The sequence below is a fragment of the Bradyrhizobium diazoefficiens genome (assembly GCF_016616885.1).
Lineage (GTDB): Bacteria > Pseudomonadota > Alphaproteobacteria > Rhizobiales > Xanthobacteraceae > Bradyrhizobium > Bradyrhizobium diazoefficiens_F.
Genome location: NZ_CP067102.1, coordinates 5659784 through 5686619 on the forward strand (window position 1 = coordinate 5659784; position 26836 = coordinate 5686619).

The 26836-nt window shown below is 63.8% G+C and carries 14 protein-coding genes; 2 read left to right on the plus strand and 12 right to left on the minus strand.

Annotated features, from left to right (window positions below; all coding sequences use genetic code 11):
- Positions 1-16 precede the first annotated feature (16 nt).
- The 7 genes from JJC00_RS26505 to JJC00_RS26535 are packed head-to-tail and all read right to left on the minus strand — an operon-like array spanning position 17 to position 8569.
- Positions 17-1045: a peptidylprolyl isomerase gene (locus JJC00_RS26505; RefSeq protein WP_200468813.1), complete on the minus strand. Its 1029-nt coding sequence runs from the start codon at positions 1043-1045 to the stop codon at positions 17-19.
- Complete coding sequence (locus tag JJC00_RS26510; RefSeq protein ID WP_200468814.1) at positions 1042-1635, minus strand: hypothetical protein; 594 nt, start codon at positions 1633-1635, stop codon at positions 1042-1044. Before JJC00_RS26510 ends, JJC00_RS26505 begins: the two co-directional genes overlap by 4 nt.
- A gap of 2 nt (positions 1636-1637) precedes the next feature.
- Complete coding sequence (locus tag JJC00_RS26515; protein ID WP_200468815.1) at positions 1638-3437, minus strand: putative porin; 1800 nt, start codon at positions 3435-3437, stop codon at positions 1638-1640.
- Between the two features lie 52 nt (positions 3438-3489).
- Positions 3490-4206, minus strand: a complete 717-nt coding sequence (locus JJC00_RS26520) for an energy transducer TonB family protein (RefSeq protein ID WP_200468816.1) — start codon at positions 4204-4206, stop codon at positions 3490-3492.
- A 9-nt stretch (positions 4207-4215) separates the two neighbouring features.
- Complete coding sequence (locus JJC00_RS26525; protein WP_027534659.1) at positions 4216-4620, minus strand: ExbD/TolR family protein; 405 nt, start codon at positions 4618-4620, stop codon at positions 4216-4218.
- Positions 4621-4624: 4 nt separating this feature from the next.
- Complete coding sequence (locus JJC00_RS26530; RefSeq protein ID WP_200468817.1) at positions 4625-6565, minus strand: DUF2341 domain-containing protein; 1941 nt, start codon at positions 6563-6565, stop codon at positions 4625-4627.
- Entirely contained in the window at positions 6566-8569 is a 2004-nt protein-coding gene (locus JJC00_RS26535) for a ShlB/FhaC/HecB family hemolysin secretion/activation protein (protein ID WP_246773926.1), read from the minus strand.
- Here JJC00_RS26535 and JJC00_RS26540 point away from each other — a divergent pair.
- Both JJC00_RS26540 and JJC00_RS26545 read left to right on the plus strand, forming a co-directional pair.
- The gene (locus JJC00_RS26540) at positions 8539-9327 is read left to right on the plus strand and encodes an RNA polymerase sigma factor (RefSeq protein ID WP_200468818.1); all 789 of its coding nucleotides are present in this window, start codon (positions 8539-8541) and stop codon (positions 9325-9327) included. The genes JJC00_RS26535 and JJC00_RS26540 overlap by 31 nt on opposite strands.
- The gene (locus JJC00_RS26545) at positions 9308-9541 is read left to right on the plus strand and encodes a FecR/PupR family sigma factor regulator (protein WP_200468819.1); all 234 of its coding nucleotides are present in this window, start codon (positions 9308-9310) and stop codon (positions 9539-9541) included. The genes JJC00_RS26540 and JJC00_RS26545 overlap by 20 nt, the downstream gene beginning before the upstream one ends.
- Positions 9542-9691: 150 nt before the next feature.
- On the opposite strand, the gene JJC00_RS26550 is transcribed toward JJC00_RS26545, so the two are convergent.
- The 5 genes from JJC00_RS26550 to JJC00_RS26570 all read right to left on the minus strand — a co-directional run bounded on the left by JJC00_RS26550 (position 9692) and on the right by JJC00_RS26570 (position 26587).
- Entirely contained in the window at positions 9692-10507 is an 816-nt protein-coding gene (locus JJC00_RS26550; RefSeq protein ID WP_200468820.1) for a lytic transglycosylase domain-containing protein, read from the minus strand.
- 38 nt (positions 10508-10545) lie between these two features.
- Positions 10546-10932 (minus strand): hypothetical protein, encoded by a 387-nt coding sequence (locus JJC00_RS38305; protein ID WP_246773927.1) that lies wholly within the window; start codon positions 10930-10932, stop codon positions 10546-10548.
- Between the two features lie 191 nt (positions 10933-11123).
- Entirely contained in the window at positions 11124-12302 is a 1179-nt protein-coding gene (locus tag JJC00_RS26560) for a polysaccharide biosynthesis/export family protein (protein ID WP_246773928.1), read from the minus strand.
- A 358-nt stretch (positions 12303-12660) separates the two neighbouring features.
- Positions 12661-12873 (minus strand): hypothetical protein, encoded by a 213-nt coding sequence (locus tag JJC00_RS26565; protein WP_071915580.1) that lies wholly within the window; start codon positions 12871-12873, stop codon positions 12661-12663.
- Between the two features lie 277 nt (positions 12874-13150).
- Complete coding sequence (locus JJC00_RS26570; protein WP_200468821.1) at positions 13151-26587, minus strand: filamentous haemagglutinin family protein; 13437 nt, start codon at positions 26585-26587, stop codon at positions 13151-13153.
- Between the last annotated feature and the right edge of the window lie 249 nt (positions 26588-26836).

The window sequence follows — 26836 nt, forward strand, 5'->3', positions numbered from 1 at the left end:
TCAGGTTATTGTTCGACTACCGCGACGGCGCAGCGTCGGGTTTGGGCTCGATCAGCCTGGACAGCGCGATCTCGTTGACCACGGGCGGGGTCTGCTTCAGCAGTTCCGCCACATAGGCGCGGCGGTTGGCCTCGATGCGCTCGGCCCGCATCCGCTGCACGACGGCCTCTCGCACGTCCGCCAGCGGCCGCGTATGCGACGCCTCGGTATCGAGCAGCTTCAGGACGTGCCAGCCGTCCTCGAGCCGGATCGGATCGGTGATGCCCGACTTCGGCAGGCCGGTGACCTGCCCACGGATCTCGTTGCGCATATCGGGCTCGGCGACCCAGCCGATCTCCCCTTCCCGTCCCGCGGTTGCCGCATTGTCGGACGACGCCTTCGCGATCGGACCGAACTCCGCGCCGGGCTGCTTGATCTTCCGCACGATGTCATCGAGCTTCTTGCGCGCGGTGTCCTCGGCCGCCCTGTCGGCGTCCTTGGCGAGGTTGACCACGATCTGGGCGAGACGGAAGCGGCGGGGAACGAGGAACGCACTGGCGTTCGCCTCGTAGACGCTCTTGATGTCGGCCTCGCCCGGATAGCTGTCGCCGAGCGCCGTGACCGATTGCAGGTAGCTCTCGATGATCAAACTGTCGCGTGCACGTGCAAGCTGCGTCAGGACGGCCGGCTGCTGGTCCCACTTCTTGGCCGCGGCCTCCTTGAGCACCAGGCGGTTGGCGAGGATCGCGCGCACCGTCTGGCTCAGCAGCGCCGGATCACGCGCCATCGCAGCCTGCTGGCGGGCATCGAGAAGCTGGATGGTCGCGCGCACTTCTTCCGCGGTGACGTCGCTGTCGCCGACGCGGGCAATGATCTCGCTGCCCTTCACGGCCGCATTGTCCTGCGCCGCAGGAGCTGGCTGGACCGCCGCCGGAGTGGCCGGCGCAGGAGTTGCGCGCGGAGCCGCGGGCTGGGGCGGATTACGCGTTTGGGCCAATACCGGCGATGACGCCGCAGCGTGGAGCGCACCGGCTAGCAGCACGAGCTTGAAAACGTTGCGGGTCATGGCTTGGCCTTCTGTTCGATGATCTGGTCGCGAAGATCCTGGGCGGCGTTCTGATGCTCGACCCGCTTGAACCCGATCACAGGATCGTGGTGGATCACCTTCTCCAGCGGATCCATCTTCTCGTATTGCTTGACGGTATCGTCGGCGATCCTGACGAGACGGACATTCTTGGCCTCGCAGGCCTTGGCGCTCGCCTTCCACGTCGTCGCCTCGCCCTCGAACTTGGAGCGCTCCGCGTCCTTGGTCCGCGCCACGCTCGCCGCCTCACCATAGGCGGCCTTCCACTTTTCCAGTGAATCGTCGCGCTCGGCGATCCGCTCGTTAAAGTCCTTCACCGCCTGGCGATGGGCCTGCTCGGCCTCCTTGACCTGGGCGCGATAGCCCTCGATCTGCTTACGCAAGCGGTCGCGCTCCTGTTCGGCCGCGGTCAGCTTGGCCTGGACCGCGGCCCGTTGATCCTCGGCGGCCCGCGCCTGCGTGGTGGCGCTGCGCAGCGCCTCACGCAGGCGATCGCTTTCCTGGTCGGCATGCGCCACCGGCGAGACGATCAGCGCCAATGCGGCGACGGATGTGAGACGTAACAGCCTCATGGTCAGAACCTCGCGTTGAGATCGAGCTGGACGATGTCGACGGCATAAGGCAGGCCGGCAATATTGTTCGCGCTCATCCAGCGCACAGAAGCCCAGATGTTCTCGCCGAGGCCGACATTGCCGCCGATGAAATAGCCCTTCAGATTGGTGCCGCCGAGCCCGAAGTCGGAATCGACGAACGCGTCCACCATCGCGTCGGACTCCAGGTATTTGTAACCGACATGCGCGTTCCAGTCCCAGAGATGCTTGATCTCCTTGTTGCCGACGGTCATGCGCGCAAGCCAGCCCTGGTTGCCGCCATTGTACGGACCCGGGCTGCCGTCCGTGGTACCGGCGAAGTTGTTCGGAAACACGGCGACAGCGGCAACGGCGCTTCGGTCGAATGCCGTGTTCCAGACGTATTCGGCGTCGAGAATGACGTGAATCGGATTGAACTGTGCCAGATCGAGTTGCGCGCTCGCGACCACCGGCCGGAAGTCGCTGGCAAGGCCGTAGTATTGATATTGCGCCGTGGTCACGGGCGTGAACGCAAGGTTACGCAAGCGCATATAGGTGTTGCCCTTTTGCGCGAAGGAAGGTCTCAACACATCCGTGTCGCAGATATCGCTCGCGGTGATGACCAAGCACTCGCTGGAAAGTCTGCCCTTCACATTGGTAAAATCATAGTAGGCGAACGCCAAGGTGAGATTGGTTTCAGAATCTAGTCTTGCGCCAAAACCACCCTGGGCACCGAACAGCCACTTGTCACGGCTCGGCATCTTCGTTGGTCCCGATAGGTCGGCAGTATTGAGCCCCGCGTTCAGATCGGTGTTGAAGACCGGGAAAGCGCCGCCGACGAAGAAGGGCGTGAATCCCTCTGCGACTTCCTGCTTGGCCTGAATTGCGAAACCATCGAAACCGAGATCCTTGTACCAGACCAGATCCGTCGGCGACCAGAATGGATTGTCGAAGCGGCCGACAGAGCCGACGAAGTCCCGCACTGGTTCATATTTGACGAAGGCGCGGTCAAGCCACAGTGCGTACTTCGAAAAATTGCCGCCGTTCGCGCCGAACGTTTGATTGGTCGACACTGGCGAACTATTCTCGCCCGTCGCGAGTCTCAGGCCCGCGGTGAACCCCTCGAAAAGATCGACGTCGGCCCCCAGCCGCGCACGAAAACGAAAGCGGTTGCGATCCTGTGTCGCGTTGTAGGTCGGTGGGAAGTAGGGATTCGTCGCGTCATCCTCATTGGAAGGCGAACCTGTATTGATCGCGTTGAAGTTCTCGAGAAAGCCATTATTCCCGGCCGGGAAGTGATCACCTTCATACCGCGCGCGGATGTCGCCGTAGAACTTGATCCGCTGCGCCCATTCCGGATACATGCCCGGCGAGGCCCAGCCCTCCTTGTGGGCGCGGTCCATCACCTCGGCCCTGATCTCCTCGCGCAGCTGCTTCTTGACGATCTCGGGCACGTAGGTGACGCGCTTGGTGCCGGGCGGCGACGTTGCGTCGGCAGCGCTCGTCGCCTTTTTCTCCGCGCCTTCCGCCTTGGCCGCGGCATCGCGCGTCGCCTGCCGGGCGACATAGGCTTCGTCGTCGGCCTGCTTGACCAGGACTGCGGCCTGCTCCTCGCTCAGCGTTCCCTGCTTCACGAGCAGATTGATCAGGTTGACCGTCGCGTTCGATGAAGGCGCCGCGTCGCGCGAGACGGTCGGACGCTTGCCCTGCGGCATCCCGTCGTCCTGCGCCGCGGCGGGGACCGCGAGCGCAAGCAGCACCGCTGCCGTCGCTGCCAGTTCTCGCGTCTTCATTTCACGCCACATGACATCACCTCTTCTGCTCTCAACTCACTCACAGTCACTCGTCTCACCGCACTCAGGTCGGATTTCGACCGGTGAGCCGCGTTTCGATCGGCATCGGCATGTCCTTCGGCGGCGGTTCGCGCACGCGCATGCCGCTCACGACCTTCTCGCGAATGGCGGCATCGAGCGCGCTATCTCCCGTCGACGGCGACAACGTCACACGGGTGACCTGCCCTGACTTGTCGAGCCACACTCTGATGACGGTTTGCGCCGTCGCGTCGCGAGTTTTTTCATTTGTCTCCAGCGCTGCCGCAATCTGCGTCTGAAGGATGCTCGCGTACCAGCCGAAGCGGCCGTTGCCGCCGCCTCCGCCGCCCCCGCGCCCCTTGCCCTGCGCAAAACCGCCGCTGCCCGGCCCGGTGCCGAGACCGAGATCCGGCGGCCCCGGCGTCGGATCCGGTCCGGCATCGGGCGGCGCATCCTTTGGAATGTCGACCGGCTTCTCCTCGACCACATCCTTGACCGGCGTCTGCTCCATCACCTTTTGCTCGGGCTGCTGTTCCGGCTGCTGCTCGGGCGGGGGCGGTGGTGGCGGAGGCGGCGGCGGTGGAAGCACCATCGTCACCTGAAGCTCGTTCACCTTGCGCGGCGGATCCTTGTCGCCACTCATCACCATGATGACGACGCCGATCACCGACGCGATGACGACCAGCGCCGAACCGCCGAGCAGCAGATAGCGCCGCCATGCCGGCGGGCCGTCGTCGTCGTTGCTGTCGTCGTCCCACGCCATCGTCCCGTCTCATCTCGCCGACGGCTTGGTCGCCATGCCGACCTGGGTGAAGTTGAGGCGGCCCAGCAGATCCAGCACGTCGACGACGTTCTGGTACTGGGTCTGGCTGTCGCCGCGCACGACGATCGGAAATTCAGGCGTCAGCGCACGCTGCTGCACCAGTCGCTGCTCGAGCTCGGGCAGCGTCACGGGAATGGTGTCCAGAAACAGCTTACCGTCATTGGCGACCGTGATGGCCTTGGTGGTCTGTTGCGCTAGGCTCGGCGCCGCGCTCGCCTTCGGCAGGTTCACCTTCATGCCCTGCACGGTCGCCGTGGTCATGATGATGAAGATCACCAGGAGCACGTAGGCGAGATCGAGCATCGGCGTGATGTTGATGTCGTCGTACGGCTTGCTTTCGGACTGGACTTGCATGGGTTCACTCCGCCGCCTGCTTCACCGGCTCTTCCGGCAATTCGTAGGACTCAGCGATCCGCGTGATGAACTCATCGACGAAGACCTGCATCTCGCTGCTGACATCCTTGATGCGGATCGTCAGGTAGTTGTAGGCAAACAGTGAGGGGATCGCGACGCCGAGGCCTGCGACGGTGGCGACCAGCGCGGCCGCGATACCCGGCGCAATCGCATTGACGTTGACGTCGCCGCTGGCCGCGATCGCCGCGAAGGTGATCATGACGCCGACCACTGTGCCGAGCAGGCCGAGGAACGGACCGCCCGAGATCGCGATCGTCAGCATCACCATCAGGCGATTGAGGCGCTGGCTCTCCCGCACGTAGCCGCTGTCGAGCACGGCGCGGATCGACTGGATTGCCTGCGGCGACAGCCGGCGGTAACCGCCACCCGCAAAGCGGCGCCGGATCTCCTGCGCACCGGCTGCGAACAGGTGGTAGAGCGGGGCGGCATGGACCACCTTGCGCTGCTTCTTGCCAAGCTCGCCCCCGAAACTGGGATCATTCTCCTGGCTGTCGAGCTGGAGCAGCCCTCCGATGTCGGTCGAGGTCTCGCGAAAATGCTTGAGGAAGATCGTGTTGCCGGCCGAGACCCGGTTCAGATACGAGACACGATCGACCATGACGTACCAGCTGATCAACGCCATGATCCCGAGCAGGCCGATGACCACCCAGCCGTCCAGCGTCACCGAGCGCAGGATCACGCCGAAATAGCCGCCGCTGAACCAGCCCGCGTTCTCCTCGTCGACGCTGAACGAGATCAGCTTGGCCTGGGCGGGCCCCTGCCCGACCGCCGACAGCTTGATGAAACCGGCCGAACGCGCGACCTTCGCGATCGCAAGCTCGTCGACGTCACCGGCAAAGCCGGCGGCAGAGCCAGAAGGCGCGGCCGCTGGCGGCGTCGCCTGAGCCGCGTCGGCTGCGGGCGCGGCTGCATCCGCGGCGGGAGCTGCCGCGGTAGCGGCACGACCGAGTTGCGCCACGCCGGTCATGGTGGGCAGGGCCGCAGCAAGCGTCGCGACCTGATCGCCGTCAACGTAAAGGATGATCTGGGCGCCCTTCGCCGTGAACGCGACCTGGTGCCAGGTCCCGGCCGCGATCGCCGTCCCGCCGGCGGCACGCTGCGTGTTGCCGCCGCTCGTGACCTCCACGAACGCCACACCGTTGTCCAACCCAACCGTCAGCCCGTTTGCTCCCTCGTTACGAGAAAACAGCACTGCCCCCGGCTGTGGCGCAGTCATCTTGATCCAAAGCGACCAGCTCAGTTCGCCGCCTTCCGCGGTCACGAGCGAGGGCGAGCCGGGAAGCGTAAGCGCAGTCTGCCCGTCGAGGCGCGCGCCCTGCCCGATGATGGCGCCGTCGGCAGCCGGGACCGCGTTCTGGGCGGTGTTCGCCCAGGCAGTGATGTCCTGCGCCGGCGTCGAGCGATCGTTGAAATGATAGACCAGCAGGGTGTCGGGATCGTAGGTGCCCTTCGCGTCGACCGCGGTCGGCGCCTTCTGGTTTCCGTAGTAGAGCCAGATGTCGTTCTTGGTACCCGGCTTCAGGTCGGGAACGCCGACCCACACCAGCGCTTCGCCGAGCAGCGAGTCGTATTTCTCGACATGGTGCTTGAGCGGCGTCTTGTCGTCGCCGGCAACGAAGCGAAGGTCGCCGCCGTCCTCCTTCGCCCCACCGAAGCGAAAATTGCCGACATGCAGACGCACGAGAATTGGCGTGGTGCCGATGGCATCGCTGATCCCCGCGCCGGACGGACCGGTGTCGATCGTGATCTTCTTGCGCAGCGTCCACTGATCGTTCCACCACGCCGCCGCGGGCGACGGCCACAGCGCAGCGAGGAAGACGAACGCAAGCATCACCGGCGCGCTCAGGCGAAGTCCGGGACGTGATCCAAAGCGAAGGAGCGACATCTAGAATTCTCCCCAGACCCGAAAGCTGAACCGTGGATGATTGGCGACGGTGACCTGCTGGCTGGTCAGCGGCACACCGACGAAAACAATGCTGTTGAGGTAGCGAAGGGTCTTCATGCGCATGCCGACTCCGTAGCTTGCGAGGTCGAAATGCGATTCCTGATCGATGAGCGGTTTGTGGATTCTGGTATTTCCGCCGTCGACGAAGGCGAAGAAGCGCATGTCGTCGAAGGCGTTGTACTTGATGGACTCGCCGAGCGGATTGGGCAGCTTCTGCTCGACATATTGTGCGAGATTAGGCGTGCGCAGCTCCAGCGTGCCGGCGACGCCGTAGTCGCCGATCACCTCGGATTCGAGATAGCCGCGCACCGTGTCCTGTCCGCCGAGGCTGAATTGCTCGCTGGACACCAGCGGCTGATCCGCCGCCTGTCCCTGCAGTTTCGCGTAAAGCTGGAACCCGCCGGCGAAATCCTGAGTGTGCGAGATGTCGGCATGCAGCGTGATAAAGCTCGCGGTCGCGTCGAAACGCTTGGCGTCGAACTCGTCGCGGCTGGAGCCGATGCCGCGCAAGCCTGCCGTGATCGTTGCGTTGAGCTGCGTGAGCCGCCCCTCGCCCTGCCAAGTTGCACCATAGGTGCCGACGAGCGGCACATAGGTCACGGGCGAGTCGAAGGCATCGGAGCCGAGCTTGAGCGACTGCTTGAAATCCTTGTAGTCGATCCCGAGCGATAGCGTATGGAACAGTTCGCCCCTGGACGGCAGCGTCAGCACCGCACGCCCACCGACCACCTGACCGGGACCGACAACGTTCGAGCCGCCGACGGTCGCGACCGAGCTGTCCGAGGTCAGGCCGTAGACGAGGACACTGAGCCAGTCGATTTCGGTTCGCGCCAGGTACGAACCCGACACGACCATGGCGTCCTTCGGGTTCATCGGCGAGACCTGATATGTCCAGGTCATGGAGTGACCGAGCTGCCAGAGATTATCGTAGCGCATCGATATGCTGGTGCGCAGCGGCGTGGTGCTCGGGCTCTGCTTGTTGTTCAGCTCGATGCTGCCGTGGAGCGGAAGCGTGTCCTCGATGTTGAGATCGACGTCGACGGTGCCGGGCGCGACGCCTGCTCGCAGCGCCGGCGTGACACGCCGGTCGGGCCAGCGGTTCAGCGCGACGATGTCTTTCGTCACGTCCCGAAAATTCGGTAGCGTTCCTTCCTTGAGCGACGGCGCGGCGCTCTTGACGTTGTCGAGGTCGAAATAACGCGAGCCCTTGACGCGGAGGCGTCCGACCCGGTTCTCGGTAACCTTGAGCACGACGAAGCCGCGCTGCGCATCCTGCTGCGGCACGGCCACGCTGACGGTCTGAAGGCCCTTGTCGTGATAGGCCTTCTCCACCGCGGCGCGGGCCTTCTCGACATCCTGCGAGCTCTTGTCCGGGCCGAGGAAGGGATAGACCGCAGCCTCGATCTCGATCTGCGGCAGATTGTCCGCACCCTCGACACGATACTCGTCGATGTCGAAACGGGTTTCAGGTGCTGGCGGCTTGACGGCCTCCGCCCCACTCTTGGCCGGATTGGCGCTTGCGGGCGCGGCGGCAGCAGGCTTCGCCGCCGCCGGCCTGCTCGCGTCGGCCTCGGATTTCGCCGCGGCCGGCTTCGTGCAGATCGCGCAGATGATCAGGCCGCAGATGGCGAGACGCGAGGCACATGCCGCATCAGACCGGTCACTCCGCACAGCGCGCAGCGGTGACAGCGCATGACGGCGCGCGCCATTATGATACAGACGACGCGATTTCACCTCAGCCTCGATATCATGCTCGCATTGCTGACGCTTTCGGCGACCGCAGCGTCCTTCGGACAGCCCGAAACCGACCGAGACGCGCCGGTCTGCGAGGGCCTTATCCGATAGACGTTGTGCGCGTGGGCGCAGCGAAAACTTTTTTACTAAGTTCGCGACGCCGCTCGATCGTTCGTGTGATGATTTCGCGCAACATAACGTCACTATCACTCGTTGCCTGTTACTCGATAACAGTTCGTCACATTACCGTTGTGCGGCCTTACTACCGTCCCGCCACAAATTGGGGACTGAGTGAAGTGGGGCGTAGCATGACCATTGACAGCATCAGCAGCTTGCGGACGCTTCTGCTCGCAGAATATGTCGACTTCGATCGCAGGTTGACACGCCGACTGGGCTCCTCGGACCTTGCTTCCGAAGCGCTCAACGAAACCTACCTCCGTCTCGAAGGCATGCGCGAGCTTGGGCCGGTGCGCAGCCCGAAGGCCTATTTATTCCGCATCGCGCTCAATATCGCAGCCGACCGTCGCCGCGCCGAAAAGCGCCGCCTCACCGTCGACGAGGTCGATGCCCTGCTCGAAATTCCCGACGACCGGCCCAACGCCGCGCGCGTGACCGAGGATCGCTCCGAGGTCAATCTGCTCAGGAACGCAATCGCCGAGCTTCCCGAGCGCCGCCGACGCGTGTTGATGCTCTCGCGCATCGACGGCATGCCGAACCGAGAGATCGCGGCACTTCTCGGCGTTACCGTCCGCACTGTCGAGACCGACCTCAAGCAGGCAGTCGAGCATTGCGCTGATCGTCTCAAACGTCCCGTGCGGACCAAATTCGGTTTTCAGCGTCCCGCTTCGTCTTACGTACATAGATATGCCGATCGCGAGCATCCGCTCACGGCCGGCGTGTGCGGGAAAGCGCTGGATCGTGACGAAGCGAAGCCATCAGGTCGATCATTTGGATCCGTTAATCCGTGAAGCCCTTTCATGGATCACACGCCTCAAGTCGGGCGAGGCGACGCTTGCAGATGCCGAACAGCTCATGGACTGGCGCGGGCGCAGTGCCGCGCATGAAAATGCCTTCCGCGATGCGGTAAAGTGCTGGCGTGCCATCGGCCAGGCGCTTGCAACCGGCCGTCCCGCGCCGGCGAGCCGGCGGCGGCGCGCATCGAAGGGCAAAGCGCGCACCTAGAGCCATTTCCGTTCCGATGGAATCGGAACGGGGCTCTAGATTCTTGTATTGACGCGTTTTCTTGACGCGAACCGGCATCCACTTCGCTTGAAAACGCTCTAATGCATCAGGACCGACCTGCGAGCCGCAGGGCCCTGTTCCTGCAGCCCGTCAATGCAAATCAGACGGCGTCTTGCGGTCGGCTACGCTGCGCAGGCGCGTGTTCAGAGCAGCGAAATTGATCGTGCTCCCTCCCGTCAGGACGCGACCACGTGCGGGCGCGCCGCCCGCCGACGTCCGCCCGAACGTCGGTTGTGGAACGGAGCCGGTGACGACGACGCCGTTGGCCGCCAGATGCGCGCGGACGCGTGTGCAATACTCGACCGACAGATACGAGAATCGCGTCTCGCCATGGCCGGCGCGATATTTCATCGTCGCGGTGCAGAGATCGCTGTTGGCCCGTCGCCAGGCACCGGCGAGATAACGGACGCCGTAATGCACGTTGACCTCGGGCGAAGCCAGTTCCGCCGGCGTCCCGGCAAAACCCATCATCCGTGCAGTCGGCAGCATCACCTGCATCAACCCGACTTCGCCGTCCATGCCGACCACGGCGGGATTGTATCGGCTCTCGACCGCCATCACCGCATCGACCAGCGCAGGCGGCAGGCCGAAAGCCAGCGCTTCGCGCTCGACCAGTTGCCGGTACTCGGCACGGCCGGCGCGCCAGTCGCGGCCGAACATGGCGCTCGTGCGGTACGGGGAATTGGCAAGCAGCGGATTTGCGGGGGGAAAGTCGGCGGCGGTAAGCGGGCGCGGTGCAAACGGCTCCAGCGCCAAAGGTTCCAGCGCGCCATCATCCGCGTCGTCGACAGAAGCCGCGACGCGGCCGATTTCGGACTGACTACCGTCGTTGTGCTCCTGGGCGCGCCCCTCGCCGCTCGCGGCGATCAGCAGGCACAGCGCTGCGACCCTCCACGACCGGCGCATGCTTCGACTGGCTTGCAGATGTGAGGGAGATCTCGGCATCAGCGGTGCGGCGGCACGATGGTGGGAGCGGATGGCCGAAAGGGAACGGCCGAACGACCGTAATTTGAGCCATATTGCTGGCGAACAGCCGCCTCGTTCGGGTTGCCGACACGCACGTCGGACGAGCGCGCGTCGACCGGTGGCAGGTTGAGCGAAGGATTGACCTTGGTGACCTCGCGTTTGAGCTGCTGATTGATGCAACCGAACGCGCTCTCGTTTCCGATCTGCACATCGACGCAGCGTTCGTACGTGGGCTTCGTCGCCTGCCCGCCGATGATTGTGCCCTGCCGCTCTACCGGCGGATTGCCCGGATTGGCTGACTGGGCCCCCGCACCTCCCGCCGCCGCGAGCGCGACGAGACCGGCCGCGACAGCGCGTCCCCCCATCCACCCGGACCAACACAAGACCCGGCTCATAGCCCTGTTCCTCCACCAGCCGGCAGGTTCGTTGGCCGGGCCGCGGGCGAGCATTAACATAATTCGATATCGTCGGACCGTATCCTGCACGATGAGTAACATTTTCGAACCCGTCGTCAAGACGCCTCCTCCGCCTCCATCATCAGAATGTCCGACCGGCTTCACTGCACGACGGTGGTCGTCGAGGAGGTCGGCCCCGGGAAGCGGATGTTGTTGACGAGGCTCACTCCGTTCTCTGCAGTCACGAGCGCCGTGTTGATGAAGGTCAGAACCTTCGTGACATCCACCTGCGCCGCGTTGGCGGCGTAGAGCACGTCGAACGGACGCATCGATAGCTTGGTGGCGATGAAATATCCGGCCGGATCCTGGAAGTTGACATTGAAGACGATCGGCACGGAATCGCCGTCGAACCTGGAGCAGTCGACGCCGAGGCGCTGCGCCACCTCGCGCGGCTCTCGGCGATAGAGGAAGACGGATGCCGGATCGGCCTGGAGATCGAGCAGGCCGCGCGCCTTCGCGACCGCTTGCGTCAGGTTGATACGCCAGGCATCGAAATTGAACTCGCCCTGCTGGCCGGTGGCGCCGAATGCGATGAACTTCATCGGCTCACGGTAGAGATAAAGGCGGTCTCCAGGTTGCACGAAGACGTTGCTCGCCGGGAAATAGACGAGATTGCCGAACGGTACCGTGGCGCGCTTTCCGCTGCGCTCCAGGACGACCCATGTCTCCCAGCCGGCGCCGCTGATGCCGCCCGCGCGCGTGATCGCGTCGGTGATGCGGTCCTGCGCGCCGGCCGACGGCATGGGGAATCGCACCGGTGTCCTGACCTCGCCGAACACGCTGACGAGCGACGAGCGCTGCTGGCTGGATGTCACCACGACCTGCGGATCGATCGCACGTTTCTTGATCTGCGCGAGGATGTCTTCCTGAACCTGCACATTGGTGCGGCCGGCGGCGCGAATGCGGCCGGCATAGGGCACCGTGATGTTCCCGTCGTTGTCGACGGCCTGATCGGGCAGGTTCACGAAATTACCCGGGCGTACGCCGGCTTCCAGCGGCACGTAGAGTCCGCCCGCTGCGGCCTCGAAGATCGTGACGCTGATGACGTCGCCGATGCCGAACTTGATACTCGAGGGCGGACGCGTATCCGCGAGATTTCCGGACAGTCCGTTGGGCTCGAATTTCTCGAGCACCTGCAGCACCTCGGGATTGAGCTTGACGACGGCAAACGGCAGCGCCGTCGTATTCTCGTTCCTGATGTCGAGACTTGCCGGGCCTGACATCGGAATGAACCCACAACCGCCGAGCACGGCCGACGAGATCAGGCAGCATGCGATCAACAAAAACTTCCAAAATCGCATGACCGTTCGTTTCACACTCAAGCTGACGCACACCCGGACCGGCTTGCGAGACGCCTCGCGGCGATGCATGCTTCCCGCGCCGCCGGCGCAGGTGATGTGCGGTTCCTGCTGAGTAGACGCTCGGCGCAACGCATCTGCGAAAACGCGCTCGGCAGCCGACGAGACTTCCGGGCCACAAATCCCGCGGACGCCGCCGCGCGCTTCGCGCGTGGCCAATGAACTCGACGAAATCGGTCAACCGAACGTGTCAACGCCCCCGCAGCTGTCGCTCGGGTGCATCGATTGCTCAAATCAGCGAAGACGCGGCGCCCGGCGGCCGAAAAGGCCCCGGATCACATCAGTTCGAGGACAACAGCTCGCGCAGGCGCGCGAGCTCGATCTGAGTTTCGGAGACCATACGCATCAACAATGCATTCTCGTGCTCGAGATCTCTGATGCGGCGAAGCCGGCCGTCCTCGTCCTGTTTCAGACCAAGATCGTAGACGTTGGCCTTCAATCTAGGCAGCGCGGACTCGGAGCAGACCGGTTCGGTCGGATTCGTCGCGCGCATTTCAACCCCCCAAAACAAATTTACAGACAGGCCGTCTCAAAAATGGGACGGACAGCAGCCCACTGCCCGTCCCACAAAAGCCTGTTGCCGACCTTGTAGGTCTGTTTCTTATCGTTGCTGTGACCGATCCTAAACAAAAAGTCAGATTTCTGGATGGAAAGCGTTCATTCCGTGGCGGGTGCGCTCAGCTTGTCGCGTATCTCGCTCAATCATGAGGGTTGACACGGCGGCACGCTGCTGCCGACCGCGACCGCAAGCCGATCAATCTCGCAGACCATCATTGCTTGCCGTTCCCCGATGACGTTGTATCGGACTCCTTCTTGTCGTCGGCCTGGTCATCCTGGCCGTCGCCGCCGCCATAACCGATCACCTCGACGATCCAGATCGAACCCTGTCTGCGGGCGCCGGTTGCGGTTGGCGTTTCCGCCGTCTTGGCGGCCGCGCCGGCCGTATTCGAGCCTGCCGTGAGCGCGCCGATATTGGGAACGGATACGGTCGGAATTCCGGTCGTGCTCCCCTGCACCTGGAAATTGCTGGCATTGGCGATGACGGGTGCGACGAAGACTGCGCTGCCCGAGGCGCGCACGCCGGCGGTACCGAAATCGATCGTGCCGCGTGGCGCGAGAAGATAAAGCTGGGATGCGGCAGCTTTGGACGACGCCTGCAGCGTGCCGATACCCGCACCGGTGACAAAGCCGCCAAGATCGATCGACTGGTAATCGTCCTGATCATACAGCACTTGCAGCGCCGGTGCCGACAAGGTCGTCTTGGAGCCGCGGCCGGCGTCGAGATTGCCGTTGGAGCTCCACATCAGGATGTCGCCGCCCTGGGTCGTGAGCACGCGGCTCGAATTCACCAGCACACTTTCATCCGTGAAGGTGTTGATGGCGCCGCCACCCAGGGTGAGGATGCCGATATCCCGCAACTTCAGGGCCGAGTTGGGTTCGGCCGCAAGCGAGCCGACGATGATGTTGCCGCCCGGGCCGAACATCGAGATATCGCCGCCTAGCTGGGTCTGAACCGTGGCATGCAGCAGGTTCATGTCGCCAGTCTTGACCAGCTGGCTAGCGCCGTTGCTCCCGCTGCCGAGCACGTTTGCCGTGTAGCCCAGGCTCGCCGGGAACATCGTCTCGATCATGCGGTAGCCGCGCTGGGTGTCTGACGACGTGCCGCCCTTCTGGTCGATGCCGACCGCTTTAAGCTCGGCGAAGAATACTTGGTCGATAAAGACGTGCTGAAGGTCAGTGGGCAAGGCCTGGAGGGCCGCGAACACGCTGGCGTCGGAGTCACTGTCGCTTGCCGGCTTGCCAATCCGGCTCAAGAAGGAGCGCAGGTCGGACACATAGTTATGTTTGACGCTGCTGGCATTCGCCGGATCGATATAGGAAGCCGCCACGGCGGCGTAATCGACACCGAACTTGACGCCGAACATCGTGATGATGTCGGCCCCCTGCTTGGTGCCGGCAGCGTCCGTCAGCGCCGCATTGCGCCGGGGATTGTTCGCCGGCCCGAGCAGCGACTGGTTGTAGATGCCGACCGAACCGCCTCCCGTGCTTTCCGAAATGTAGATGTTCCCAACCGGGGTCGGGCTGGAATTGCCGACCGACACGATGCCCTCCTGAACCGGAGCCTGGGTCGCATTGTCAAACGCCGCCGGGAGGAACGGGCCGATATCGCCGCCGGCCTGGACCACGAGGAAGCCGGGTCCGGCCACCTGCAAGCCGCCGCCATTGCTAAAGCCGGTGTAAGTGATGTTCCGGCCGGCCACGATGGTGCTGACGTCGCTGGTATGGATGTTCTGCACGATGACGTTGAGATCGACGATGTCGCGCCCCGCATAGATGCTGGTCGGGCGATTGATCTCGATGCGCTGATAGACATTTTCAGACGAACTGGGGGTCCTCTTGCCGTAGCTTCCCGTTGCCTTGATGTCGCCGGTCGCGGCGTAAATACGAGCGGTCGTGTCGAGACCGTCGGCCACATCGTTCTCATGCGCAAGGATCGCACGGCTCGACGCCTCGTCATTGCCGCTATTGGGTCGGAATGGATCGAACGCAGCGTCGATCAGAGACGGCCCGGCGGAGATAAGCGGGCGTGAGATCAATTGCGGCGTCGATGTCTGCGGGTAACCGAACGTGAGGTCGATACTGCCCTGCGCCAACAAATTGAAAGTGCCGTGCTCGGACGGGCTGAGCACGATGCCCGGCGCTGGAACCGTACCCGAAGCATGTTGATTCAGATTCTGATTCAGGATGTTGCTGATCCCGGTCGTTATCAGATTGCCCTGCAACGCGACCGCCTCGAAGCTCGCAGGATAAGTTGCCGGCGCCGCCTGAACAGCCAGGGCGTTGGTGGGAATGATGGCGATCGCGGTGGGCGCGATATTGATCGTCACGTCGCCCGACTGCGCCACCAACCGAACCTTGCTATCTGGGCCGTAGGCATCAAAATACAGCGGTGTCTTCGGCTCGGGCTTCGGCTCCAGAGGATTCGCTTTGCTCGGTTGCTGTGCGTGCAGCGCAGCCGGGTTGACGACACCCGCCATCGCGATCGAGCCGTTTGCCGTCATCGTGATCTGGCCGGTATCGACAGCAAGCAGCGGAAGGTTCGGAAGCTTGAGCGTGCTTTTCGCGTACCTGTAGACATACTCGTTCTGGCCGATGTCGCCGCCCGCGACGATGCTGGCGTGGCCGGATCCCTCGTAGAACGAGCCGCCCCGGATGTCGCCGCCGGCGCGCACGACCATGTTGCCGCTGCCGTAGAGATGCGTCACGGGCGTGCTGTTCGCCGACAGGCCGCCGGTGACGCGCCCAGTCGTCGGAGCCGAAACCGACACATCGATCATATTGTGCCCGGCAAGAACGCTCACATTTCCGCCTGCGCTCAGGAAGCCCTGCTGGAAGCTGCCGTATTGCATCCACCACGCGGTTTGCGAGGCGATCTGCGTTCCAACCGGCGCGAAAACACCGGCTCCGAGGATCGACGCGCCAGCGCTGGGCGTCACACCGGAATTGGATAGCAGCCAGGGCTGATAGTACTGAGGCACTTTCTTGAGGACCGTGTTGCCGTTCTCATCCTTTATTGCGATCACCTTGGTGCTGCCCACGACATCGCGCTGCGCGTCGATGACGACGTCCCCACCCTTTTCGGGGAAGGCCGCCGCGGTTGGCGGTCCGTAATAGAGCTCAGACGCGGCGGCGGTGGCAGCCGCGTTGCCGTATGCCATGAGGCGGGGCTCGAAGAAGCCGATTGCATCGTTGACGGCGAGGCTCGGGCTGTACGGATTGGCGTAGGTTTCCGTATTGACGCCGGCGGCATAGATCACGCCGGGCGCGGCGGTGTCCTTCAAGACCACATCTCGAGCGGCCGCGACGGTGATGCTGCCGGTGCCTGTCCGGATCATGGTCGGAATATTGACAGGGACAGGGGTGGTGCTTCCCACCACCTTTTGGTCGTAGGTTGCGTGCTTGTCGACAATGACGTCGCCCTTGTCGTTCGCAAGCGGAACTCTGGCAGTCGGATTGGCGCTCGACACGTCGGCGCCCGCGGTCAGGCTGTAGGACCATGACGATGGCGCCGTCACCGCCTTGATGTTCGCCTGGCTGCAGTCGATCGTGCAAACCAGCAGTTTGTGCGGGAACAGGTCAGCACTCGCAAGATCCTGCGAAGTCGGACTGATCCCGTTGCCGCTGTCTCCGGCCTTGTAGGGCGCGATCAGAAGCGTATCGCTGGTAGGGTCGTTCAAATAGATCGAATTGAAATCGATCGCGCGTAAACTGCTATTGGACGCGAAATAGTCGTTGACCTTGCCCGCGTAGATCGGGTCGAGATAGTTCGCGAACTGGAAGAAGCCGTCGGAAATAGAGGCGTTGACGTTGATGTTTCCGGCAGCGCGCAGCGAAAGCACGCCGGCGTCGAGACCGCCCCAGGGCGTTGCGAGACGGTAGGTAAAATCTATATAGTCCGAAGCGGGATTGAAGATGGTCGGCGATGGTTTGCCGCGATCGACCACGCCCGCCGCCAGATTCCAGTTGCTGCTGACGGTGATGTCGCCCCTGGAGTTCACCAGGTCGACGCCCGGCTGCACGTGCACGACGTCCGCGCCGAGGCTGTTGACCAATGGAGCAAGGCGCGTGAACAGGTTGGTGAAGCCGTAGCTTTGCCCGTTATGGCTCCACGTCCCCTTGGTGATCTGGGAGACCGTGTCGCCGAAGAAGGCATTGCCCGTGCCGGCGCCGCCGGTAAAGGAGGCAACGCCCGGCTTGCCCTGGTTAGCCGGATCAAACGTCGCGTAAACGCCGCTCGACGTCAGCGGAATGTAGTCGTTGGTGGTCGGCACGAACTGCAGGCTGCCGTTGACCAGGGTGGTCGAGCCCGACAGGTTCGATACTTTTGTAAATGTCGCCGTCGCTTGGCCGTTGTTACCGCTGACGCCGAGGGAAACGGATAGCGAGGTGCCATCATAGCCGGTGGAACCAGGCACGAGCGACAAGGATGCTGAAACGATCTTGACGGTTGACAGCACACGACCGAACAATCCGGTCGCAGCCGGCACGTCCGCGACATTGCCGATTTGAACGCTCGTGACTCGCGTAAGGTAACCGGTACCAGCATCCGTGATGGTGACCGTAGCGTCTCCGCTTGCACTGAACGACACGCGGCCCTGGGCAGTCCTGCCTCCAGGCGTAGCTGGCGGCGGGAATGTGATGGGAATATCGCTCTGACCGAAGTATTGGGACAGCGTCGTCGTGTTCGGCAGAAAAGTATCTATCCCGCCGGACACATTGATAGTCGCAATTTGAATTCCTGCGCTGTTTTTGACCGCGACGGACGTCGGCACGCTCGGAAGCGCCGTTCCACCGCTGATCGTCTTATCAAGCTGAAATCCCGTAACGTTGGTCCAGGTCCCGTCCGTGGCAGGTATCAGATTCCCGTTCGTGTCCACTCCCTTGTACCAGCCGGCCGGGTCGATCGTCCCGAACCAGCCGAGGCTCGACCCGTCGATGCCGTGATTGCCGGCGGTAGTGTCGAACGCGATGAAGCCGTTCACGGCGACCGAACGCGCGCCGACGATGCTGAGCTTCGAGCGACCGTTGACGTTGTTCGTGGCGTCGATCACGGGAAGTTCGTCGAAGGTCTTGTCACCATCGGCGTAGAACTTGCTGCCGTGCGTGCCGGACGGATTGGCGACATTGCTGACCATGGCAATCTTGACGTCGTTGTTGCCATCCAGTGGGGCGCGGAACGTCACGGTGCCGCCGCTCAGGCCGCCCTTGGTGCCGCCGGAGACGTTGATCTGCGTACCCTGTTGCAGCCAGATTTTTGATTTGGCGTCCCAGCCGATGCCGATGGTGACGTCGCCGCCGCGCTCGTCGGTGTGCGTGGTCGAGGCGTCGATCATGCCGCTGCTTGCGAGGAACACCGAATTGGCGCCGTAGAGCGCGACCTTTCCGCCGGCCTGCCCGGTACCGTCGAGCGTGCTGCCGCTATAGCCAGTAGCATCGATGCGACCGCGAATCTTGACCTGGCCCAGTTGCTTCTCGGCGAAGATGTGGACCCAAGTCGGATCGTCCGCCGTGAGCGAAATGGCATTGGCCTTCAGCGTGTGCCCTGCCGCCAGTTCGAGATTGCCGGTGCGGGTGTGGATGTCGATCGCGCCGGTGAGACCGCCGGCGAGCAGAATATCTGCAAGCGCCGTCAGGTCGGCCGCACCGTTGGTATCGAGCTTGAACCGGCCGCCGAGGCCGGGACCGCCGGTGCCGAGCAGCCGGCCGGCGAGCGTCGCGCCGCCGCGGAGCGCGTCCACCTCGATCGTCCCGCCGTAGCCTTGACCACCGCTCGTCGTCGCGACGTCGACGGTGCTGCTGGCATCGGTGATGACCTGGCCACCGCCCGTGGCATTCACCCCGATGTCGGCATAAAGCACGACCTTGCCGCCTGACAGATAGGTGTCGACGTCCACCAGCGTCTTCTTGTAGCCGCGCGCCGAGAGATACGCACCGGAATTGAGGGTGACGTTCCCCGCGATCGCACCGAGCGTAATGGTGCCGGCCTGCGCCTGAATGGTGCTGCCGACGGCAATGTTCGACGCCGTGACCGTGAGAATGCCGCCGGTCTCGTCGCTATCGATCGGGCCGGCTGCGGCCGAGCCGCGCGTCACCGGATCGACGATGGAGATATCGCCCGACGCCGTCAGGGCAAAACCCTGAGGAGTCCCCGCGGTTGCGCCGGCGACAAGAATGCGCGGCGTGCTGACAGTGAGGTCGGTCTTGTCGCCGTTCGCGCCAAGCGTCATCGTCCCGGGGCCTTTGACGACCACGCTGTCGTCGGCCGACCATTTGACCCTGGAGAAACCGGCAATGGTGAAGTTGCCGTTGACGACATTCCCATTGACCCGGCCGCTGCCCAGATCGATTTCCTTTGCGGCCAGTTCGAGGCTGTTGCCGTTTGCCGCTGGAGCGCTGAAGGACGGGCTGGCCCCGGTGTTCTTGAGCGTGATGTTGTTGCTCGCCGAGATCAGGCCATCCCGTGTCAGGGTGGCGCCACCCGAACCCGCCACGGTCATCGTCCCGGCGGACGCAACGCTGACCTTGCTGTTGGGATCGAGTGTGATCTGGGTGTTGGCGGCGTAGCTCGTGGCGACGCCGGCAGCGGACGTGACGGTGACGCCGACGCTGAACTGGACCGTCGCGGAGGATGAAAACGCCAGCACCGTTCCCGCGCGCAGATTCAGGCTCGTGCCGGGATTGAGCACCTCGCTGCCGAGCGCGATGCCGGTGGCATCCAGCGACAGGCTGCGTGCGCCGGAATTGAAATCGCCATACACCGTAACCGGACCGGACAGCACGCGCAGGGCCAGTGTCTGCACGTCGGCGAACTGGGTGCTGTTGGCCGGCAGCACCAGGCTCTTGCCGGCAACCGCCGTGGCGGCTCCGACGCCGATGCTCGGCGCGATCAGGTTGACCAGATTGGCGTGCAAGTCCGTCGTATTGAGAGCGATCGCGTTGTTGGATGCGGTCGCTTGGAGCGTCAGCGTATTCGTCGAGATCTTGACGCCGTCAGCGATCGCCACTTTGCCGCTGTTGCTGGTGTCACCGCCCGCCAATGTCAGGCTTCCGGTCACCGGCCCGGCCGGCAGCGTGGCCGATGCGGTCGCGACATCCTTGAATTTGATCGTGAGCGTCGGCGCCGAAACGCCGGTCGCGGTCGGCCCTGTCACTTGCAGCGTCGGGTCGTTACTCGCCACGAACAAGGCGCCACGCCCCGGCTGCTGCGCACCGCCATTGGCGTAATAACTGAGAGCCAGCCGGGCGGGGCTGTTGGGGTCGAGGAGTTTTGCGAGGACGGCATCCACGATCTCCGTTCCGGAGAGCGTCCCGCCGAGGGCCGCGGCAAGGCTTTGCGCCGTAACGGGCGCCTGCCCGTCCGACGCGACCACGTAATGGCGCCCGAGCTTGGCGTGAACGACGCCCGTGGTCTTGATGATACTGCCGGAATTGATGGTCACCGTACCGCTGCCCGCCTCCGGGACATAGACCGGAAGATCCAGCAGGACGGACTGCGAACCGACCGTCACCGTTTGCTTGACTTCCTGCCACTGGCCGACCTGCTGGGCGACGAGCAGGATCTCCGGCGCGCTGAACGTCTCGCCGCGCGTGTCCACGACGACATTGCTGGCCGTCGGCGCGATCAGCGTGCCCGAGGTGATATCGCTGCGGCTGCCGCCGATGAGAATGCTCTCGAAGCCGTTGAGCTGGGCAACGTCGAGGCCGACATAGCCGGACGGAATGTCGTTGTTGACGTATTCGGCATGGCCGAGCACAGCGAGCTTGGGCGCGCTGATATCGAGCTCGCTGCCGCGGCCGGTGTTGCCGCTGCCGTCCCGGCCCGGCTGCGTCAGCGCCATGCCGTTGAGCACGATCGACTGCAGCGCGGAGACCGAAAGCCGTCCCGCATCCATCGGCAGCCGCGGCGCCGTGACATTATTCTTGGCCGCCAGTTGGGCATAATAGGTGTTGGCGCCGTTGAAGCTGTACTCGCTGTATTGCTGCCAGACCGAGCTTGTCTGCACCGCGAACACCGTCTGGCCGCACGACTGCTTTCCAGGCGCGGTCGACTGCGTGTAATGGCCGGTCATCAGAACGGTGCCGTCCGGCAGTTTGGTTCCCGTGGCAATGTTCTTGCCGGTGTTGTCGCTGGAATAGACCACGACACGCATTGCGCCCGGCAGCGTCGCGTAGTGCGCGGGATAAAGCATATACGTTCCCGCCGGGATGCCGTTGCCGCCGTCGATCGTGATCTGGGTGCCGGCCAGCGGGATCGTGTCGCCGGCGGTGACTGTCTTGCCCGCATCGGCACTGCGCGCGGTGGCAAAATGGATGTCATACGCTGCGATCGGATCGATCTGCGACGGCAGCAGCGCGTAGACGGTCTGGCCGGAAGGCGTCGTGGTCAGGCTATCGCGCGAGCCGCCCTTGCCCGCAATCCACTCCATGGCCTGGATATCGCCGCCGCCACGCAGGTCGATCGTCGAGCCGTCGGCGCGCGTTACGTTCGATCCGGCCAGGATCAAACCCTTCGACGGCGGTTGCGCCAGCGGATTGAGGTTGGCGTTGTAGTACCAGTTGGTGCCGTCGGACGTCGCACCGTAGGGAACAGTCGTGTCGGCCAGCGACACCGAGGTGAGGCTCCCGGCCTCCAGCACCACCGACTGCGTGATGATCGAGGACACCGCGCTGTCGGTATTGCCGAGCGCGATCTTGCCGAGCGGCGCGAACAGATTGCCCGCCTGATCGATGGTGTTTGCGATCACGGTGATGCCGCCGCCGGCTGACAGGGGAATCCCGGTGTAGCTGTTCGCGGGCGCGGCGAACTTTACGTTCCCCGGCGTCTCGATCGTGAAGTTGACGGCGGATACCGGATAGATCCGCTGGGCTGAGAGCAGGAGATTTCCGGTCGAGATCAGCCTGCCCGTGAAACTCGATTGCTCCGTCGGGATGGTCTGCGAGGGATCAGTCTCGAGACCGTTCACAACCTTGAGCGTGCCGAGGCGGAGGTCGCCGCTCGCGATCAGGTTGACCTGGCTGAAGCCCGAGAAGTCGAGACCCGGCAGGGCGTCGCCCGGCTTGAAATTGGACGGTCTTCCACTCTCCAGATCGATCGTCTGTGCATTCACCGTCAACGTGCTGGTGCCGGCCACCCGCTCCTTGCCGGAGCCGGTGAGCACGACATAGGGCGCCGCAATGCGTGCATCGACCGATCCGGATCCCGGCGCGCCGATGACACCTGCCGCAATGTGCAGACGGTTGGTCACGGTCCAGTTCAGCGAACTGGAAATCGTGAGATTTCCCCACTGCGGATCGCTATCAGCGTAGGTGTTGCCGGGCAGGTCGGTGAAGATGCGCGCGGCGCCGCCCACGGCCGCAGCCGCGTAGAGATAGACGTTGTCGAACGGCGCGAGCTGATCGGCCGAAACGTTGATCGTCGTCGGCGCGCTGATGACGCCGGCGGCGCCCTGCTGCAGGAATATGTTGCCGCCGCCGAGCAGGATGGTCCCGCCATTCGCGCGCGATTCGGCCTGCAACGAGCCATCGGCGGCGACATATCGGCCGCCGGCCGCGGCGAAGCTCCCGCCCCAGGAAAATCCGCTGACGTCTGCGCTCACCGTGCCGGCGTCGCTCCAGGACCATTGCGACGTCGTCGCGCCGCGCGCGCCTGCCACCTGGATATTGCCGGCCGCGCCCGACACGTCGACCACCGCACCGGCATCAGCGACAAGGTAGCTTGGCTGCGGAGTGCCGGCGGGTCCATAAGTGAAATAGAACTGGTCCTTGCTGGAATCACCTGTCGGGTCTTTGTAGGTGTAGATCGTGGTAATCGTTCCACCTTCCACCGCAAACGTGCCGCCGGCGATGTAGCTGCCGCTCGTCCTTGGACCGTTGACCGTGCCGAACAGGGACTTGGCGACGAATGTCCCGGACAAGTCGATCTTCGCGTCTGACGAAAGATGCGTCGCCAGTGAGTTGATGAAGACGGAGCCGCCATGGTCGATGATCGTACCACGCAGCTCGACCGACTTCGCTGGGACGATCCAATCCGGAGTGCTTGGCTTTGGACTGGTAGATGTCGACCCGCTGCGATCTTTTGTGACCGCAGCCATCGTGATGCTCGCCTTGGGATCGGTGATGATCTTCGAACCCGTATCGAGCTTGATGTTGTCGGCCCTGAGCGTGAGATCGACCGGCTTGCGCCGGTCGTCCGCAAGCAGCGCCAGTTGCGGCGCGGCCTGCTGGCCGAGCTTGGTCCCGGTCGGTGTCGCGGTGTAGTCGGCGAGGCTCGCCAGGTTCTTCTGCTGAAGGGTCAGGCTGGTCCCGGCCGAGACGATGATTTGGGCGCCCGCGCCGGACCAGTCGTCGCTCACCGTCTCGATGATGTAGGAGCCGAAGCCGCCGCCCGTCAGCAACGAGACAGGCAGCGTCCTCGCTTCACCGCCGATGCGGATCGACGACGTCTCACCATCCTGAAGCGCGCCACCGATGCGGATGGTGTCGGCTGCGGCGAGCCTCAAGCTCCCGTTGGTCTCGAAGCCGTAGCCGCGCAGGGTGCCGTCGAGCGCGATGACAGCGGGCGTCGCTAGACCTGGCGTTGGATGATGCGGACCTTCTTGATCGGCCCACTCTTTGCCCCTGTACAGAGCGAGTGAAATGCTCCCTGCCTTGCCGGCCATGACACCAGTGGCCACTGTCTTAGCCTTGCCCTGCGGCGAAATGTAGCCGCCACTGGATACATTGAGCACGCTGCTTTTCGCCAGCAATATGCTTCCGGTCGTATCCAGATAATAGCCACCAGTGGCACTGGCGCTATCCTTGGTAGTGGTGATCGAAATGGTGCCGCCGTTAATGAAGGCGGGACCGGCCGCATCAACACCAGCCGTGCGCCCGGTGTCATTGACAAACCGGCCGCTGACGTCGATCGTGCCCTCGACGAAGACATTCGCGGCAATCGGGTTGCCCGAAGGATCCTTGGGGTCCTTGGGCGCCTTGAAAAGCTTGGCAAAACTGCCGTTGATGGAAACTCGGTCGGTAACGAGGCTAACATTGCCTCCAGCCGCCGATACCGATCCGGCAATGTCAATCGCACCACCCGCCGTGACGGAAAGGCTGCCGCCGGCCGCGAGATTGAGCATGCTGCCATCCGACAACACAAAATCGTTCGCCGTCACCTTCAGCGAGCTGAGGCCGTAACCCGACAGGATATCGGCCGACAAATTCGTCGTATAGGTGCTTTGCGTCGTGTAATTCGCCGATGCCGTCGCGCCGAGCTGCACGCTCGACGGCGTCGTCAGCTCGAGCGAGCCCTGCAACGGCAACTGCCCGCCGACGATCTGGCGCTCGCCGGCTGTCGAGCCGAAATACATCGTCCCGAGCAGCGCCGGATTGACGGTCACGACGCTGACGCGTCCGGCGTCGTGCCCCTCGGAGAAGCCTGCAGAATAGATCTGGGTCGGCGTGGACCAGGTTTCCGTGACGTGCCAGTGCGCATGCTTGACCGTGAACTGGCCGGCGATCCCGAGATAGGTCATGTTCGGGTCGGCGTTGGTCATGCTGTAGATGCGGCCGTCGCTGCCGAGCAGGCGCGTCGTGTTCACCATGCCGGGCAGGAACTTCACGCTGCCGCCGGCGACATTCATGATCGAGCCGTCGGTCTTGACGCTGGCAGCACCATTGCTGGTGGAGAGGTCCGTGGCCAGCGACACGCTGCCGCCGACGGTCATCAGCTGGTAGATGCTGCGCGGAACCTTGGCGACATAGCCGCTGGCGTCCGCGAGCGGCGTTCCCACCCACGTGGTGCCGTCGCTGCGGGTGCCGGTGTTGCGGATGTCGATGTACATCGTCTGGCCGTACAGCGCGCCGTTGCGCTGCAAGGGCATGTCGGCGAACTCGGCGCGCGGCTGGAACGAGATGATGTTGTAGCTCGCCGGTAGCTCGACGTTCTGGAGCCCGGCGACGTCGATCGTTGCCCCCGGGGCGAGCAGGACGGACTGCGCGGCGTTCGAGTTGGGGAGGACGCCGGGTCCGTTGCCTCCGCTCGTGCCGACCCTGCCCTGCTGAAAGAGGCCTGGCACATCGCCCGTTGTCGGAAAGAGCTTCGCGTTGAGCGAGACCTGCGCCGATGGCGCCGAGATCAGCCCGCTCGATCCGACCGTGATGTTGGTTTGCGCCGACGCCTCGATATAAGCCGGCGTGAAGCTCTGCGTGCTCGGCAATCCCGCCGCGCCGTCGTCGACGGGCAGGCTCGAGATCACGCCGTTCATGGTGACGCTGGTCGCCGCGCGGAGCAGCACGAAGCTGTTGCGGTCGATGCTGGTGTCGGACGAGATCACGCCCTGGATCAGTTTTCCGGCGCTGTCGGTCAGAGCGTGACCGCTTGCATCCGTGGGATTGTCGATCGCAACGGTATCGCCGTTCATCACCACGATGCCGCGAGAGGCGTCGATCAGGCCGTCATGTTTGACCGCACCTGTGCCGGCCAGATAAGTGCCACCGGTCGCGCTTGGATAGCCGAAAGGCGCTTGCGGATCGTCCGGGTTGTACGCCGACGCAAACTGCGACAGCCTGAATTCGCGGCCGCGGAATTTGATGGTATTTCCCTTGTCATCCTTGCCCAGCACGCTGTCCGGCAGCGCCGAATAGCCGTTCGGAACGACATCGATCGTTCGTGCCGCGACCATCGCGACCTCGCCACCCTGGGCCGTGATGGATCCGGAATTGTAGACGTTGGCGCCGAACAGATAGACCGAGCCGGGCGAGCCAAGCGAAACCTGGTCGGAGAGGATATTGCCGGTGATGGACGCGCCGCGCTCCACCTTGATGTCGCCGGCAATCAGGTTGGTCGCCGCGCCGCCGTCCTTGTCGTAGATCGAGAACGAATTGAGATCGGCAATGCCGTTATTGAGGAAAAACTGGTCGCGCGCCGCCAGATCGCTGCCGAGCTTGCCGACGTCGAGGCTGGACGCGATCAGCGTGTGTACGTTGACCTGCGAGCCGACGCCGAAGATGATGCCGTTGCGGTTGATCAGGTAGACGCCGCCCATGGCATTGATCTGGCCAAGAATGCGGCTCGGCGAGGCGCTGGGATCCTGCACCCGGTTCAGCGCGATCCAGTCCGATGCGGACTGCCTGAAATTGACGGTGGTGTTGGCGCCGACGTTGAACGTGTCCCAGTAAAGAATGCTCTTCTTCTGGGTCTGCTGGATATCGACCGAGACCTTCGAGCCGCTCGTCGTCTGCTTCGGCAAGTTCGCGCCAAGCCATTTGGAGGCATCGGCCTTGATGCCCGCCAAGGGATCGCCCGCGGTGCCGCCGAACGGCATCAACCCGCCCGGGGTCAATCCATTCGGGACGGACGACGCCGCGGCCTGGGCGGCGGCGGCAGCATCCGACTGGAGCTTGCGCGCGGCGGCAAGCGCCGCGGCCGCGCGGGCAAGCGATGTCTCAGCCTGGGTCGCTGCGCCGGCAGCCTGCTGCGCGGCCAGGATCGCCGCCTGCTGCGCGGCCATCGTCGGTGCCACTGCGTTGCCGCCGGGCGTGAGGTTGCGCGCATGGCCGAAGCCACCCGCGACCGACAGCGCCAGCAGGCTGACGCCGCAAAGCAGCGTCCGATCAAAGGCGCGCCGCATCCCGAGGGGAGAAACAGGGCTATCGCGATGGGGCACGCTGCGGCACTTTCTGATTGCAAGTTCCAGTCGAGCGCGCGCCGCTGACGCAGGCGCATTCGCGCCTCGCATTTACTTTTCGTTTACTAACATTCATATGTCAGATTTGTAGCATTGACGCACTATGTGCATCTGCGACACCGCGTTGCGCCGGCCAAGACGCGGCAAAATCGCTGCAATTTCAGCAGGAAAGCGCGCGATTAATTATGTTATTGTTTGTTATCAACGCGATATCGCGTCGATGCAAGC